The organism is Bifidobacterium sp. LCP19S3_E9 (assembly GCF_052121135.1).
GTDB lineage: Bacteria > Actinomycetota > Actinomycetes > Actinomycetales > Bifidobacteriaceae > Bifidobacterium > Bifidobacterium thermacidophilum.
Genome location: NZ_JBQKEV010000012.1, coordinates 36334 through 51461, shown reverse-complemented (window position 1 = coordinate 51461; position 15128 = coordinate 36334). Strand labels below are relative to the sequence as shown.

Annotated in this window: 10 protein-coding genes and 1 tRNA gene; 3 read left to right on the top strand and 8 right to left on the bottom strand. The window is 60.4% G+C overall.

The window, feature by feature from the left end:
- Positions 1 to 133 precede the first annotated feature (133 nt).
- The 5 genes from ACTQYB_RS07115 to ACTQYB_RS07095 all read right to left on the bottom strand — a co-directional run bounded on the left by ACTQYB_RS07115 (position 134) and on the right by ACTQYB_RS07095 (position 6490).
- A complete protein-coding gene (locus ACTQYB_RS07115; RefSeq protein ID WP_441482283.1) occupies positions 134 to 1909 on the bottom strand; it encodes a trypsin-like peptidase domain-containing protein in 1776 nt (591 codons plus the stop codon).
- 290 nt (positions 1910 to 2199) lie between these two features.
- Entirely contained in the window at positions 2200 to 3225 is a 1026-nt protein-coding gene (locus ACTQYB_RS07110) for a threonine aldolase family protein (RefSeq protein WP_441482284.1), read from the bottom strand.
- Between the two features lie 580 nt (positions 3226 to 3805).
- Positions 3806 to 3888 (bottom strand) — tRNA-Leu (locus ACTQYB_RS07105).
- A 340-nt stretch (positions 3889 to 4228) separates the two neighbouring features.
- Complete coding sequence (gene tgt, locus ACTQYB_RS07100; RefSeq protein ID WP_033507002.1) at positions 4229 to 5530, bottom strand: tRNA guanosine(34) transglycosylase Tgt; 1302 nt, start codon at positions 5528 to 5530, stop codon at positions 4229 to 4231.
- Between the two features lie 585 nt (positions 5531 to 6115).
- Positions 6116 to 6490: a DUF3073 domain-containing protein gene (locus tag ACTQYB_RS07095; protein ID WP_033507000.1), complete on the bottom strand. Its 375-nt coding sequence runs from the start codon at positions 6488 to 6490 to the stop codon at positions 6116 to 6118.
- 136 nt (positions 6491 to 6626) lie between these two features.
- On the opposite strand from ACTQYB_RS07095, the gene trpS reads away from it, so the two are divergent.
- Positions 6627 to 7715, top strand: coding sequence for a tryptophan--tRNA ligase (gene trpS / locus ACTQYB_RS07090; protein WP_044092729.1), 1089 nt, complete (start codon positions 6627 to 6629; stop codon positions 7713 to 7715).
- A 177-nt stretch (positions 7716 to 7892) separates the two neighbouring features.
- Here trpS and ACTQYB_RS07085 read toward each other — a convergent pair whose 3' ends face one another.
- The 3 genes from ACTQYB_RS07085 to ACTQYB_RS07075 all read right to left on the bottom strand — a co-directional run bounded on the left by ACTQYB_RS07085 (position 7893) and on the right by ACTQYB_RS07075 (position 12179).
- Positions 7893 to 8315, bottom strand: coding sequence for a sterol carrier family protein (locus tag ACTQYB_RS07085; protein WP_033506998.1), 423 nt, complete (start codon positions 8313 to 8315; stop codon positions 7893 to 7895).
- Positions 8316 to 8762: 447 nt separating this feature from the next.
- Complete coding sequence (locus ACTQYB_RS07080) at positions 8763 to 11228, bottom strand: glycogen/starch/alpha-glucan phosphorylase (protein WP_033506997.1); 2466 nt, start codon at positions 11226 to 11228, stop codon at positions 8763 to 8765.
- 726 nt (positions 11229 to 11954) lie between these two features.
- On the bottom strand, positions 11955 to 12179 hold the full coding sequence (locus tag ACTQYB_RS07075) for a hypothetical protein (RefSeq protein ID WP_033506996.1): 225 nt from the start codon (positions 12177 to 12179) through the stop codon (positions 11955 to 11957).
- A gap of 160 nt (positions 12180 to 12339) precedes the next feature.
- On the opposite strand from ACTQYB_RS07075, the gene ACTQYB_RS07070 reads away from it, so the two are divergent.
- Positions 12340 to 13071, top strand: a complete 732-nt coding sequence (locus ACTQYB_RS07070) for a rhomboid family intramembrane serine protease (protein WP_441482285.1) — start codon at positions 12340 to 12342, stop codon at positions 13069 to 13071.
- 639 nt (positions 13072 to 13710) lie between these two features.
- Positions 13711 to 14964, top strand: coding sequence for a THUMP-like domain-containing protein (locus ACTQYB_RS07065; protein ID WP_441482286.1), 1254 nt, complete (start codon positions 13711 to 13713; stop codon positions 14962 to 14964).
- Positions 14965 to 15128: the final 164 nt, after the last annotated feature.

Sequence of the window (15128 nt, the reverse complement as noted above, 5' to 3'; positions counted from 1 at the left end):
CACGCGCAAACGAAAGACCCGGCAGGACTCGTAAGTCCGTACCGGGTCTTCGTTATCCGGGGCGCCTAGTCAGCGGGTTTTCCGCAAACCGTGGGTTTCCCCGCAGTCAGCAGCTTTCCGCAGACCGTGGGATTTACCACAGGCCGAACGGATCGAACACGCCGCCGCCGTCATCGTTGGAACCGTTGCCGCTTCCATTGCTGCCGCTGCCGTCGCCGTTCCCGCTGTTGCCGCTATTGCCGTTGCTGCTGCCAGAACCGTTCGAGCTATTGGAGCTCGTGGCGGTTTCTGCCTGGTCGAGGGTCACGTCCACATCCATCGTCTTGCCGTCGCGCACGATGGTGAGTGTCACTTTCTCGTTCAACGTCGCAGCCCGCACGTAGCCGAGCAACGAGTAGCTGTTGGTCACTGCATTGCCGTTGAAGGCGACGATGGTGTCACCAGACTTCAAGCCGGCCTTGTCCGCCGCGCTGCCGGAGGTGACTGCGGAGTTGGTTCCGGAGGAGGTGATTTCGGCGCCGCCGCGGGTTACGCCGTCGGCTTCCACAGTCGCGCTCTTGACGGTCACGCCGAGTACGACGTGCGTCGCCTTGCCATCCTTGATGATTTCGTCGGAGATGGTCTTAACCACGTTGGACGGGATGGCGAAGCCGATGCCGATCGAACCGCTGGAATCGGAGCTCGAGGAGCTGGAGGACGCCGTGGCGATCGAGGAGTTGATGCCGATGACCTCACCGGCCGCGTTGAAGGTCGGGCCGCCGGAGTTGCCGGGGTTGATGGCCGCGTCGATCTGCACCGCGTTGGTGACGACCTCGTTGTTGTTGTCGTCGGTCACGGACACCGGACGGTTGATGGCGGACACGATGCCGGTGGTGGCGGTGTTCTCGTAGCCGAGCGGGTTGCCAATCGCCATGATGGACTCGCCGACGGCCAGCTTGTCGGAATCGGCGAAGCTTACCGCGGTCAGGTCGCTCGGCGGGTTGTCGAGCTTGATAACCGCCAGATCAGTGGTGCTGTCGGTGCCGACAACCTTCGCAGAGTAGATATCCCCGTTGGCGAGGGTTACCTGGATGTCGGAAGCGCCGGAAATCACGTGGTTATTGGTAACGATATAGCCCTTGGTATCCACAATCGCACCGGAGCCCTTGGCGACACCGCCGCTGATGGTCGACTGGATGGATACCACGGATGCCGAAACCTTCTTCTCGACCGTAGTCCAGTCGGTGCTGGTGGTCTTGCTGTTGGTGCTGCCCGAGCCGGACGTGTTCGAGGACACGCCGCTGAGCGAGCTGGCGGTCGGGACGGTGACCCAGCCGTTGGTGATGGCCGCATAGCCGATGCCGAGGCACAGGACCGCCGCGACCAGTGCCGCGACGACGGCGACGACCACGTTGTTCGCGGTCTTGTGCGCTGCCGGGCGTCCGTTCGGGCCCACCGGAGGCATGGCACCCGGATCCTGCGGACGATTCGGATCTTGCGGGCCTTGTGGCGGGAACGCCGGGGCCTGCGGACCGTTGGCCTGCGGCGCGTTCGACGCTTCGCCGTTCACAGGCGAGCCGACGGGCTGCTGGGCGTTCGCATTGTTGACGTTGTTCGCATTGTCACCGTAATACCCTCCGTAGTAGGCGCCGTACGGATTCTGCTGGTGTTGCGGCGGAATCTGCTGGGTCTCCGGCGTCTGCTGGGCGGGCTGCGTTGGGACCGGGCCGTATGCTCCGTATTCCGGCGCCGGGGTGTACGCTGTCGGTTGCTCATCGCTATGTTGCGCGGTATCTGCCGCGTTCTGGCCCGCGTTCCAGCCCGTTTCGTTGTCTGTCGTATGGTCGGTTGGGGGCAGCGGCGCGGTCCGCTGGACGTCGTCCTGCGGCTGGTCGGCCTGGTTTTCCCAACCATTATTGGTATCAGCCATAATCACTCCTTGCCTGACTCACGGCCGGCCCCATATGGCATGTCCGGCCTTGTTCACTAGTTATGAGTAAAGCCGCAGCTTCTCCACGTTTCCTGAATGTTCTTTGGAAATGGATTCAAAATCGTCTCCGGATATCCAAAAAACGCGAAAAATCAAGGATATCGGCTGATTCATCGCGGCTTTATCCACCATACGAATCAGCTGAGAGCGATGGCTGCACGTACACGTCACGCCGACAGCACACGTCACACCACCCCGCATCAACCCGCGACGCACAGCAGAACACCGTGTCACAGCAAGTCAATCAACCGGCCCACCGATTCGGCGGTCGTCGCCCAACTGGTGCAGATTCGCATCACCGTATGATTGTCGTCATACCGCTCCATGAAGCCGAGGCGAACCTCACGTTCCAGCCGGTCGATGGTCGCATGGTCCAGAACCACAAAAATCTGGTTGGTCGTGTTCTCGTACACCATCCGGTAGCCCTTGGCGCGCAAGGCTTCGCGGATGCGGTCGGCCATCTCGTCCGCGTTGCGGGCGATCCGCGTGTACAGCCCGTCGGTGAACAGCGTGTCGAATTGCAGGCCCATAAGCCAGCCTTTCGCCATCAGCGCGCCATGCTGCTTGATTTGCGCGGTGATGTGCTTGGGCATGTTGCCTTTGGTGAACACCACGGCCTCACCGAACAGCGCGCCCACCTTCGTGCCACCGATATAGAACACGTCGGCGATCCGGGCGATATCAGGCAGTGTCACGTCAGTGCCGGACGCAACCAGCCCATAGCCGAGGCGGGCGCCGTCAATGAACAGCGGCATGTGATACTCATGGCAGACACCCGCGATGGCTTCGAGCTGCGCCTTCGTGTACAACGTGCCGTATTCGGTGGGGTACGAGATGTACACCATGCCGGGGAAGACCATATGCTCATGGTTGCCGTCGGCGTAGAAGGTCTCGCAATACTCGCGTAGCTCGCCGGCGTCAATCAGCCCGTCGTGTTGCGGGAGGGTGAGCACCTTGTGCCCGGTCGCCTCGATCGCGCCCGCCTCATGCACGTTCACATGGCCGGACTCCGCGGCGACCACGCCCTCATACGGCTGCAGCATCGTGTCAATGACCAGCTGATTGGTCTGCGTGCCACCGGAGATGAAGCGGACCTGCGCCTGCGGACAAGCGCACGCCTGGCGGATCTTCTCCTGGGCGGCCTCGCAGTAGTGATCGGTGCCGTAGCCCGGCAGCTGCTCCATATTCGTCTCGGCGAGACGTTTCAGGATCGCGGGATGAGCGCCTTCACTGTAATCGTTCTGGAACACGAGCATGGGACACGCCTCGAATCGTAGGTAGGACAACGGCTGAATACCAGTGACATCGTATCATTGGTGCCCTGCGCACGGCGAGCGCCCGGCACGACGAATCTGTCTTGTGCAAGCCGAATGAATCCGCGAGATATCGACACCGGCGACACGGGAGACTACGACGCAATAGCCCATATCCACGCAATCTCCTACCGCCGACGCGGGAGATTACTCGCGCATCGGCCGCTCACGGGCAAAGTCCCGTGTTTCCACGGAAGTTTATCGCCGATACGCAGATTCGGCACCGTTCTCCCGGTACTGCTTCCCAGGGCGATGTTCAAGAACCGCGGATTTCCAACGTTCCCGTTGGGAGATCTGTTGCGAAGCCACCGGAATCCGGTAAACTCCCGCACCACGCACGGGAGAACAGACACGAATCACAACAATCCACTATTTCTCCCGCACCGACCACAAATCGTTGGTCTGTCTAACTCCACCGCCTTCGCCGACACTGAGACTCCCGTAGCGTCGGTAGACGGTCGAAAATTCACACGGGCGACAGCCGGAAAACAAAAAACCGGAGCCGAAGCTCCGGTTTTGTTCGTGCGAGCGGAGGGAGTTGAACCCTCACGAGCATTCGCTCACTGCCACCTGAAGACAGCGCGTCTACCATTCCGCCACGCTCGCAGACAAATAGACAAGATACCATGATTGACTATCTGTTGCAAGCTAGCATCATCGGCGTGTCGCGAGCATAGATACCAGCCGACTACTGCCAACACGCAGAAGGGCGCCGCGAAGCAACCATAATGAGGCACCCCAAAAAGCACCCGCCGGCCGGCGCTGCTCCTGTTGTCATACGCAGCATACACCAATCAGCATCAACGCCAACGCCGTCTCCAGCGTCACCAACGCAAATATCAGCAGGCTGCCGGCTTGAGGCGTCATCAGGTCACCACACGGCCCGCTCAATCGCCCGCGCGGCTAGCTCACCCGCGCGCCAACAGTCACCCGCACACCCAGATGTTCACCCGCGCGACCCGTTCGCGTAGAATCGCGCCAGCGTCTCGTCGCGGAACTCGTCGAAATACCCACCGTCAATCGACGCGCGAATATCGTCAAGCAGCTTCACGAAGAAATGCTCGTTGTGAATCGTCGCCAGTGTGAAGCCGTTGAACTCCCTCGCGCGCAGCAGATGGTCGACATACGCCCGCGAATAATGCGTGCACGTGTAGCAGTCGCAGCCCTGTTCGAGCGGTTCGAAATCGAACTTGTTGGCGGCGCGCTTGATGTTGTATCGTCCATCGCGTGTGAAAATGGCGCCGTTTCGCCCGCAACGCGCGGGGGCCACGCAGTCGAAGGTGTCGCCGCCGTTTTCCACGCATGCGAAGATGTCGTCCACCGCCGCGATACCGAGCACATGGCGCGGCCGGCTCTCCGGCATTGCGTCGCAGATCCACGCGCACGTGTCGCCGATAATCCGCTTCTCGATCGCGCCTCCGATACCGACACCGTCGAAGTCCAGCGAGGCGATTTCCTCGGCCGCATGCCGCCGCAAATCCTCGTAATTCGCGCCTTGGACCACGCCATACAGCGCCTGGTACGGCTTGCCGAGCCGCTCCCGGGTGAGCCGCTCATGCTCGGCGACGCACCGTTTCGCCCACCGGAACGTGCGTTCCACCGAGCGTTCCTGATATCCGCGCGTATTCATGAGCGTGGTCAGCTCGTCGAACGCGAACATGATGTCGGCGCCGATCTTATGCTGAATCCCCATGCTGATTTCCGCGCTGAACCGGTGTTTCGCGCCGTTGAGCGGCGATTTGAACGTCACGCCGTCCTCGTCCACGAAAGCGAGGCGCTGCTTGCCTTCGGCAATCACGTCGTCCGACTTCATGCCGGTCACGTCCATGGCGAGCGTCTTCTTGAAGCCCGCACCCAGCGACAGCACCTGGAATCCACCGGAATCCGTGAAGGTCGGGCCGTCCCAGTTCATGAACTTCGCCAGCCCGCCGGCTGCATCAAGCACATCCTCACCCGGGCGTTCGAACAGGTGGAACGCGTTCGACAGCAGGCATTGCGCGCCAAGCTGCTTCATGGATTCCGGCAGAACGGCTTTCATCGCCCCCTGCGTGGCGACTGGCACGAACGCGGGCGTACGAATGTCGCCGTGCGGGGTGTGGATGATACCGGTGCGCCCGTACCGCGCGCCGCCACGCCCTTTGCCGTTCGCGGCATCCGGCAGGCGGGTGATGGTTTCAAACCAGAACGCGCTACGGTCGCCGGGTTTGCCGGGCTCGGCGCCACGGGGGTGTTCAAGCAGACTAGTCATAGCCGCTACTTTAGGCGGAACCTAGGGAAAAGGCAGTTCGCGGCAGAGTTCGCGCGCTGTCCGTTCGCGCGCATATGCCCCGATAACGCCCTGATGATGCCCGGCGTCCCGTCGCATGACTGCGCAGAACTTTACGCTCATAAGGGCCGTCAGCGAGTAACTTCCCGGATTTCACGGGAATTTATGCGAGATTCCATGATTCGCGGATAAACTCCCACGCAAAACCCGGGAGTTTGGCGCGATTCCTCGACACAGACGATAACCTCCCAATCAAAACGTTGGAATTCCGCGATTCAGAAAAATCGGGCCCGGAGCCTTCAGCGGGAGTTTATTCACGAAACGCCGTATCCGCGATGATCTCCCACGCAAATCCGGGAGTTCATCCGCTGGCGGGCGGTTCCGGCACAAAGTCCCGCCCACAACACAATTGACCGCGCCCGGCATATCAACCGGACGCGGTCAGATCGCGTAGTGCTGAGCTGGTGTATCGCCGCCAGCCTTCTGACTCGGCTCACAACACCGGCACAATCGCAAGCAACCGCCAGAACCACCAGCGGCCGCTGCCAGCTGCCGATGCGGTTACAGCTACTTCGCCGACTCGTCGCTCGGATGCGGCTTCGGCTTCATAGCACTCGGCAGCGGCATGTGAATCGGCTTATGCGGCTTGACTGGCGTATGCTGTGCCGGTGGCTCGTCGCTCGCGGCCTTCGCCGCCGCTTCCGCCGCCCACTTGGCGTATTCGTCTAGATCGTCATCAACTGGTGATGACTCGCTCTTTGTGCCCTCGCCCGACTCATGCGCATACTGCTCTTCGACGTCGGCGAACGGATCGAACGAACCGGTACCCGGCTCCTGGGAATTGAGCTCCTTGGCGAGCTCATCGTAGTCGGTATCGGTAGTCAGGTACTTGAGCTTACGGGCTATTTTCTGCTGTTTTGCCTTCTGACGTCCGCGGCCCATCTGACCCCCTGCAATACTTATAGTTGTTGAATCATCATATAAGAGAGTACCACTTATTATGCACGTGGTGGTTGTCTGCTGAGACTTTTACGATAAAAGCAAGTTTTACTTGGGCTTTCAAGGCAAAGGAATGGTCATGGCAGATGAGCAAGTGACTGCTGTAGGCAACGAGATGAGCGCGAGTTTCCTCGCCGCGAAGAAGCGTTCGGACGAGACGCAGGCTGCGCTCAAAGAGAATCCGGGCAAGTTCACCATGCTGACCGGCGACCGGCCGACCGGACGACTGCACCTTGGCCATTACTTCGGCTCGATTCGCGAGCGTGTCGCCATGCAGAACATGGGCGTGAACACGAATATCATCATCGCTGATTATCAGGTGATCACCGACCGCGACACCACCGAGCACATCCAAGACAACGTGCTCAACCTGGTGCTTGACTATGTGGCCGCCGGCATCGACCCGAACAAGACCATGATTTACACGCATTCCGCGGTTCCCGCGGAGAACCAGCTCATGCTGCCGTTCCTGTCGCTGGTCACCGAGGCCGAGCTGCACCGCAACCCGACCGTGAAGTCCGAAATGGAGGCTTCCGGCCACGCGCTGACCGGCCTGCTACTCACCTACCCGGTGCATCAGGCATGCGACATCCTGTTCTGCAAGGCCAATGTCGTGCCGATCGGCAAGGACAACCTGCCGCACGTGGAAATCACGCGCACCATCGCGCGTCGATTCAACGAGCGGTATGCGAAGAAGCACCCGGTGTTCCCCGAGCCGAGCGCGATTCTGTCCGAAGCCCCGGAAATCCCAGGTCTTGACGGCCGCAAGATGAGCAAGTCCTACGGCAATTCGATTATGCTGGGCGCCACCGCCGAAGAGACCGCGAAGCTCATCAAGAAGAGCCGCACCGATTCCGAACGCAAAGTGACGTATGACCCGGTGAACCGCCCGGAGGTGTCCGCGCTGCTGACCACCGCCGGCCTGGTGACCGGCCGCGACCCGAAGGATATCGCCGAGGAGATCGGCGACGCCGGCGCCGGCGCCCTGAAGGCGTATGTCACCAAGTCGGTCAACGAGTTCCTAGCCCCGCATCGCGAGCGTCGCGCTGAACTTGCCAAGGACATGGATTCGATCCGCGACATTCTGCATGACGGCAACAAGCGCGCCAACGAAATCGCCGAACAGACCCTGGACGAGGTCCGCGAGGCCATGGGTATGAAGTACTGACCCGGGGTCAGGTAGCTCTCGCTGCCCCTCACAAACTGGCTACGCTAAGAAGGCCCTTAGCGTAGCCAGTTTGTGTATGGTGAGCAGAGGAAGGTCTTGGCGTGAGCGTATTGCGAACCGATCGCGAGTATCACACAATAGCACCGTACTTCGCGCGCAATTCTCACGCACGCACGCTCAGACGAGCGGTAGTAGGCCGCTCAGATCGTCACGTTCGCCGACTGCGCTGATGCGGCCGGCCTGCTTCTCCTCGGCCCACGTAGTAATGCCGCATGCCAGACGCAGCCACACGTCCGGCTTGAGTTCAATCACATCAGGCGGCGTGAGATTATGCGGGTCAGACGCCGGTCCGTCCAGGATCTTGATGGCGCCCCACGGTGCCACGCGCACTTCGACGCCCTCCCCCGGCGCCTTGCGCTCCAACAGATACAGTGAGTACCGCACGGCCCACGCCCACACCGGACGTGGCAGATTGTTCGGGGACACGGTCAGACGCCCCGCCTCACTGTCATCCTGCGCGGCGAGCTCCCGCGCCTTGTCACGCCACTGTTGCAGCCCGTCGCGGCCCTTATCAATATCCTGTTCCCTGATTACCGGCATACCCCCATTGTGCCACGGCAGGCCCGCAACATGGCGTGATGCATGGCGTATGGGCGGTTCGAATGTACTGCACCGCGTATGTTCGGGCATACGTCGCGCTACGGATGGGAAGCGTCCCACACCACCCGGGAACCACCATGCCGGTTTGTGTATGTCCAGACATACGTCATGCGACGGATGGAAGGCATTCCGCTCTACCTAGGGCCACAATGTCGGCATTACGTATGCCCCGGCATACAGGACGGCGCGGAAACCGGAACAGCAATCCAGACTCCCCCACGCCCCGCCACCGGACACGCATGCTCACCAAAACGCAAGAGGCGGAAGCCTGCACCACACATCACACATGCAGTGCAAAACTTCCGCCTCTTTGGTCGACCGGTGTAGACCAGCGCTAACTGGCCTACCGGTTCAGGCGTTCACGCCCATACCGGCCGGCATTGGCGCTTACTTGAGGGCGCCGGTGTGCCAGATACGCTCGAGGTAGTCCTCGATGGAGCGATCGGAGCTGAAGTAGCCGGAGTTGGCCACGTTGAGCACAGCCATACGAGCCCACTTCATCGGGTCGCGGTAGGTCTCCTCGATCTCGGCCTGGATGTCCATGTACGCGCGGAAGTCCGCGAGCGTCATGAAGTAATCCTTGTTCAGCCAGTCGTTGACGAGGTCCTTATAGGTGTCCTTGTCGCCGTCGGAGAAGGTGCCGTCCGCGACCATGTCGATGGCCTGCTTGAGCTGCGGATCCTTCTCGTAGTACTCGCGGGACAGGCCCTTGGTGTCGTAGCCCTTGGCGTACAGGGCGGAGACTTCCGGCTCGGTCATGCCGAAGAGGAAGAAGTTCTCAGCGCCGACGCGCTCACGGATCTCGACGTTCGCACCGTCGAGCGTGCCGACGGTCAGGGCGCCGTTGAGGGCGAACTTCATGTTGCCGGTGCCGGAAGCTTCCTTGCCGGCCTGCGAGATCTGCTCGTCGAGGTCGGTGGCCGGGATGAGGTTCTGGGCCAGCTCGATGTTGTAGTTCCACGGGAAGTAGACGTGCAGCTTGCCCTTGGTGGCCGGGTCGTTGTTGATGACGCGGGCCACATTGTTGATCAGCTGGATGGTCTGCTTGGCCAGGTAGTAACCCGGGGCGGCCTTCGCACCGAAGAACACGGTGCGCGGAACCAGGGTATCCGGATCAACCTTGCCGGACTTGATGTCGGCGTAGGTGGCGATGACCGCGAGGATCTTCAGGGCCTGGCGCTTGTACTCGTGCAGACGCTTGATCATCGTGTTGAACATGGTGTTCGGGTCGATGTCGAAGCCGTACTTGCGCTTGGCGAACGCAGCGAAGTCGTTCTTGTTGGCCTGCTTGACGGCGGCGAACTTCTTGACGAACTCCGGATCGTCAGCCAGCGGGATGAGGCCCTTGAGCTGCTCGAGGTCGGACAGCCACGCATCGGTGCCCAGGCCCTCGGTGATGAGGTCGGACATGCGCGGGTTGGCGAGCTTGATGAAGCGGCGAGGAGTGACGCCGTTGGTGACGTTGGTGAACTTGTCCGGGTACACGGAGGAGAAGTCCTTGAGGGTGACGTCCTTGAGCAGCTCGGAGTGCAGCTCGGCCACACCGTTGACGTAGGAGCCGCCGTAGGTGGCGAGGTACGCCATGCGGACGGAAGCATCCTTGCCGTCGGTGTAGATGCGCATGCGCTCGATCTGGTCGTCGGCAACGCCCTTGGCCTTCAGCTCGGCCATGAACTGCTCGTTGATCTTCTTGATGATCTCAAGGTGACGCGGCAGCAGCTCACCGATCAGGGAGGCCGGCCACACTTCCAGAGCTTCCGGAAGCAGGGTGTGGCAGGTGTAGTTGAAGGTCTTGTTGGTGATGGACCAAGCGGTATCCCAGTCGTAGCCGTACTCGTCGATCAGGACGCGCATGAGCTCCGGGATGCCGATCACCGGGTGGGTGTCGTTGAGCTGGAACACGATCTTGTTCGGCAGCGTGGTCAGGTCAGGGTTCTTCTCGCCCGGGTAGAACACGCGGATCGCGTCGTGGATGGACGCGGAGACGAAGAAGTACTGCTGCTCGAGGCGCAGCTTCTTGCCCTGCGGGGTGGAATCCTCCGGGTAGAGGATCTTGGAGATGTTCTCAGCCTCGACCTTCGGGATCACGGCGTCGAGGTAATCGCTCTTGTTGAAGGTGAGCAGGTCGAACTCGTCGTAGGACTTCGCGGTCCACAGGCGCAGCGTGTTCACACGGCCGGACTTGTAACCCGGAACCATGTAGTCGCACGGGACGGCGCGGACAGCCCACGCCGGCTTCCACACGCGCTTGCCGTTCTCCTCGACGACTTCGCCGCCGAAGTTCACGCGCTGGTCGCGGTTGTAATCGACGTGGCCCCACGGCTCCTCGTTGACGAGCCAGTAGTCAGGGGTCTCAATCTGCTTGCCGTTCTCGTCGAACTCCTGCTTGAAGATGCCGTACTGGTAGCGGATGCCGTAGCCGAAGGCCGGCACGCCGATGGAGGCGAGAGAATCGATGTAGCAGGCGGCGAGACGGCCAAGACCGCCGTTGCCCAGGCCCGGCTCGTACTCGGCGTCGATGACGTCCTTGGTGTCGAAGCCCAGCTCCTTCATAGCGCCTTCGAACTGCTCGGTCAGGCCGGCGTTCAGCAGCGCGTTCTCCAGCTGCTTGCCCATGAGGAACTCAGCGCTCAGGTACCCAACGGCCTTGGTGTCGCCGTTGACCATGTCGTGCTGGGTCTTCATCCAGGAATCCACGAGGTGGCGGCGCACGGCAGCAGCGGTGGCCACATACACATCAGCGGCGGTCGCCTGCTCCGGCGTCACGCCCTGGGTGTACTTGAGCTGCTCGCGAATCTCGTCGGTGAACTCACCGGAAGTAAGCGAAGACTTCGGTGCAGTGATTTCGGTCATTATCTGACTCCCTTTGACGGAACCTATTCCAAGAACCATTATGCCTGAAAGTCTCGGCATTGGCACGGCCTGACAAGCGCGGTGCGCCCCTTTCTGCATACGTTCTCAGAGGTTGATATTAACATCACCCCCTCAACCACGTGCAATCGCCCCGCATCAGGGAGCCGAGCCATCTTTGTCTTTACTGAATTAATCAATGCATGAAGCCCATGCTCGCGCGGTTCACGCGCAGGACGACAAAATGAAAGCAATCGTTTGCAGAAGCGACACGCCCATCATGTGACCGCCATCATGCGACCGCGAAGAGCGCCGTTACCGGAGCGCTTTTCTTGATTTTGCCCTCATCGATATATGCAACGACGACAGACAACACGTCATTCTGAGAGGCAGAGATTACTAAGCAAGCGATTAATCACCCCACGATACGACTAATCCCGCAATGGCTCAGTCACATCATTAGCACCACGATTTTTCCGATACGTCCTCTTTGAAGCCATCGGAAGCAAGTCGGAAGGAAAGTCCCCCAGAAAAGTCCACCGAAACAGTCCTCAATAACGCAAACAGGGGCGCCCCGAACGGGACGTCCCTGTACAGTGCGGCACGCTCAAAGCATGCGGAACCCTTGATGGATGACGGTGACGCTGAGGTTGGATACGTCAATCCGCCAAAATATAGAAGGCGACGAATGCGCCAGACGGATGCTCCGAATGAATGGGCGGCAGCCGATCAGGCCTGCTCAGGCTCGGCGGCGTCATCCGCCTCGCCTTCAGCCTCGTCGTCATCCTTGTTCAGGCCCAAATCAACCGGCGAGGAGCTGTTCTCCCACGGCTCCTCCCACGGATCGTAATCCGGGTTCTGCTGCTTGTAGATGTACATACCCGCAACAGCGGCGAGCAGCGCTCCGAAAAGCAGCGCAAGGAACTTCCAACCGTTAGAAGACTTCTGCTCCATGACGGCTCCTTTCAGGTACCAGGTGACCTGCCCATCCAAGTCAACTCTAGCTACCATAGTACGGCCTCGATTGTGACGATTGAGTGGAAGAGCGGCAAGAGTCCACCTGCCAGGGGCGTATTCCCGCCGTCAGCGCGCCGGCGGGCGTTACAGTGGGACCATGCGAATTGGCAGCTTTACCCTCGATCGTCGGTCCGTGACAGCTCAGTGGCGTGGCGGAGGACCTGTCGTCACCGCGGCGATTTGTGTGGTCTGCGTCACCGTGTGGCTGCTGGAGGTCCTGCTTCAGCACGCGTCCCCCAGCTTGTTCACGGCGATGCTGGGACAGGGAATGTTCATGCCCATCGCGGCAGTGGAGCATCCGTGGACTTGGCTGACCTCGATGTTTCTGCATTCCCCATCCATCCTGCATGTTGCGTTCAACATGATGGCGCTGTGGTCAGTAGGGCCGGCATTGGAGCGGATGTTCGGCCATTGGCGGTATCTGGCGTTCTACTTGATCTGCGGATTGGGCGGCGCCACCGCACTCACCCTGTGGTGCCGGGTGACCGGGAATTGGCTGATGGCGGCATACGGGGCATCTGGCGCGATTTTCGGTCTGTTCGCAGCGCTGCTGGTGGTCTTTATGAAAAGTGGCGCCGATCTTCGATCGATGCTGGTGTGCATGGTCATCAACTTCGCGCTGCCGGTGATTATGCCGAATGTCGCATGGCAGGCGCATGTCGGCGGTTTCGTGGTCGGCGGGCTGCTGACGTGGCTGCTGGTGGACGGGGTGCCTGCGATGCGAGGGCAATCCGCCAGTCGTCGGATGTGGATATATGGCTCGGCTGTGACGGTTGTGCTTGTGGTTGCGTTGATCTTGTGCGTGCCGCCGATTGGGAGGGTCGCGTAAACGGTTGCTGGACAGCTGACGGATTCAGGCCGGCGTGATGGCTGGCAGCTGTCGCATCTCGCCGCAGTGCGTTTTCGCGGCCACACGCCACGGGATACCACCAACCAGAAGCGTTCAGCGACCGGCACCAAACCGCGGTGCGACAGCTGTGCTGCATACGGGCAGTTGGGCCAATGAAGGAATCCCACCTCCGTCGATTGCTGATTCTCAGGCTTGTACCGCAGCGACGTAACAGTGCGCAATAGTCACAATACGGAATTACAACGGTGTAGTTTTCCACATCTGTGGACAAGATGGTGGATAACTTGGGTATAAGTGGGGTATAAGTCGTGGAAAACTGTACAAGTTATCCACATACATATCCACAAATTGTGCATTCCCAAGGATTTTCAGGTGTGGACGATGTGCACAAATAGTTATCCACAATTTCAAAATCTATCGATAGTCGATAGATTTCTCTAGTGGTCCCCCAACGCCAAGACCCCTAGATGTGGTGTTGCCCACAGATTATCCACCGAGTTGTCCACTTATCCACATTTGGTGGATAATCGCCAGCCTTCCCCGACTAATGCCAACCAGCCCACCCAACCGTCACCGCCACAACAACCATCCGCCGTGTCACCCACGTATGATGGCGGCATGGATATCAACGAGCAGACACGACGCTTCATCGCCGCCCACCGCACAGAGCAGGTGCGTGATATCGCACTTCACGCGCATCCCGAGGACGGAACCGACCTCGCCGTCGCGCTCGACTGCATCGAAGGCTGGCAACGCGCGCGCACCAAACTCCCACAATGGGCGGCATGCGAGGACATCATCTATCCCCCGCATCTGGCCATGGAACAATGCTCATCCCAGTCCACCGCGCAATACAAGGCAGACCTCGCGCAACGCCTCTCATCCGGAGCGCCACACCCCACCACGCTGATCGACATCACCGGCGGATTCGGCGTCGACTTCTCATACATGTCCCGCGTATTCGACCGCGCCGTCTACATCGAACGCCAACAGCACCTGTGTGAGCTCGCAGAACACAATATGCACGCGCTCGGCATCGGCAACGCCAAGATCACGAACGCCGACGCAGCCGCAATCCTAGACGAACTGTCCCCGGCCACGCTCATAATGGCGGATCCCGCCCGCCGGGACGCCCACGGCTCCCGCACCTATGCAATCGCGGATTGCACACCCGACATGCTTGCGATACTGCCGAAACTGGCCGGCATCGCGCCCACCATCATCATCAAACTCTCCCCGATGCTGGATTGGCATCAAGCCGCTCAGGACTGCAATCGCGCGCTCGACGACGCAGCGACGCCAGCCGCGGTATCAGAAATCCACATCGTCTCCGTGCACAACGAGTGCAAGGAGCTGCTGCTCGTCATCACCCGCCACGGCGCCGAAGACAGCGAAACCAACACCTTCCCGCTAGTCACCTGCGTCGACGACGACACCGTATTCAGCTTCCACGCCCAAGACACAGCCGGCACAAGGGCCCAGGAACGCAAACAGCTGCGACACAACGCCCAGCAGACGGCCCCGAACCAGCCTGCATACCTCTACGAGCCGAACGCATCGCTGATGAAAGCCGGTTGCTTTGACCTACTCGCGCAGCGTTTCGGCGTCACGCAAATCGACAGCAACAGCCACTTGTTCGTGTCGGACAAGCAGGTTGATGCGTTTCCGGGACGAGCATTCGCCATCAACGCATATGGACCGGTCAAGCACACGCTGCGAGGCATCAAGCAAGCGAATATCGCGGTACGGAATTATCCCGCGAGCGTGGCGCAGGTGCGCAAACGTTATCACATCGCCGATGGGGGAGATACCTTCGTATTTCTGACGACCATGTCAGGGAAGAAAACGGCATTCATGTGCGTGAAAGCGTAGATAATCTGCCGTAACTGTTGTAGATGATCTCTGAGTTGGCGGTTGTCCCCCGACTGCCCCATCGCACCGCGCCGCCTGTCTACCCACACTCCGGCGCGGGAGGCGGGATTGCGGCGTTCGCCGACCACACATGTCTCTCGGCGGCCACCGCCGTGCGTTACGCG

Coding starts and splice junctions, on each gene's coding strand:
- ACTQYB_RS07075 (WP_033506996.1), bottom strand. CDS start 12,179: ATGGAGCAGAAGTCTTCTAACGGTTGGAAGTTCCTTGCGCTGCTTTTC.
- ACTQYB_RS07065 (WP_441482286.1), top strand. CDS start 13,711: ATGGATATCAACGAGCAGACACGACGCTTCATCGCCGCCCACCGCACA.
- ACTQYB_RS07115 (WP_441482283.1), bottom strand. CDS start 1,909: ATGGCTGATACCAATAATGGTTGGGAAAACCAGGCCGACCAGCCGCAG.
- trpS (WP_044092729.1), top strand. CDS start 6,627: ATGGCAGATGAGCAAGTGACTGCTGTAGGCAACGAGATGAGCGCGAGT.
- ACTQYB_RS07095 (WP_033507000.1), bottom strand. CDS start 6,490: ATGGGCCGCGGACGTCAGAAGGCAAAACAGCAGAAAATAGCCCGTAAG.
- ACTQYB_RS07110 (WP_441482284.1), bottom strand. CDS start 3,225: ATGCTCGTGTTCCAGAACGATTACAGTGAAGGCGCTCATCCCGCGATC.
- ACTQYB_RS07085 (WP_033506998.1), bottom strand. CDS start 8,315: ATGCCGGTAATCAGGGAACAGGATATTGATAAGGGCCGCGACGGGCTG.
- tgt (WP_033507002.1), bottom strand. CDS start 5,530: ATGACTAGTCTGCTTGAACACCCCCGTGGCGCCGAGCCCGGCAAACCC.
- ACTQYB_RS07070 (WP_441482285.1), top strand. CDS start 12,340: ATGCGAATTGGCAGCTTTACCCTCGATCGTCGGTCCGTGACAGCTCAG.
- ACTQYB_RS07080 (WP_033506997.1), bottom strand. CDS start 11,228: ATGACCGAAATCACTGCACCGAAGTCTTCGCTTACTTCCGGTGAGTTC.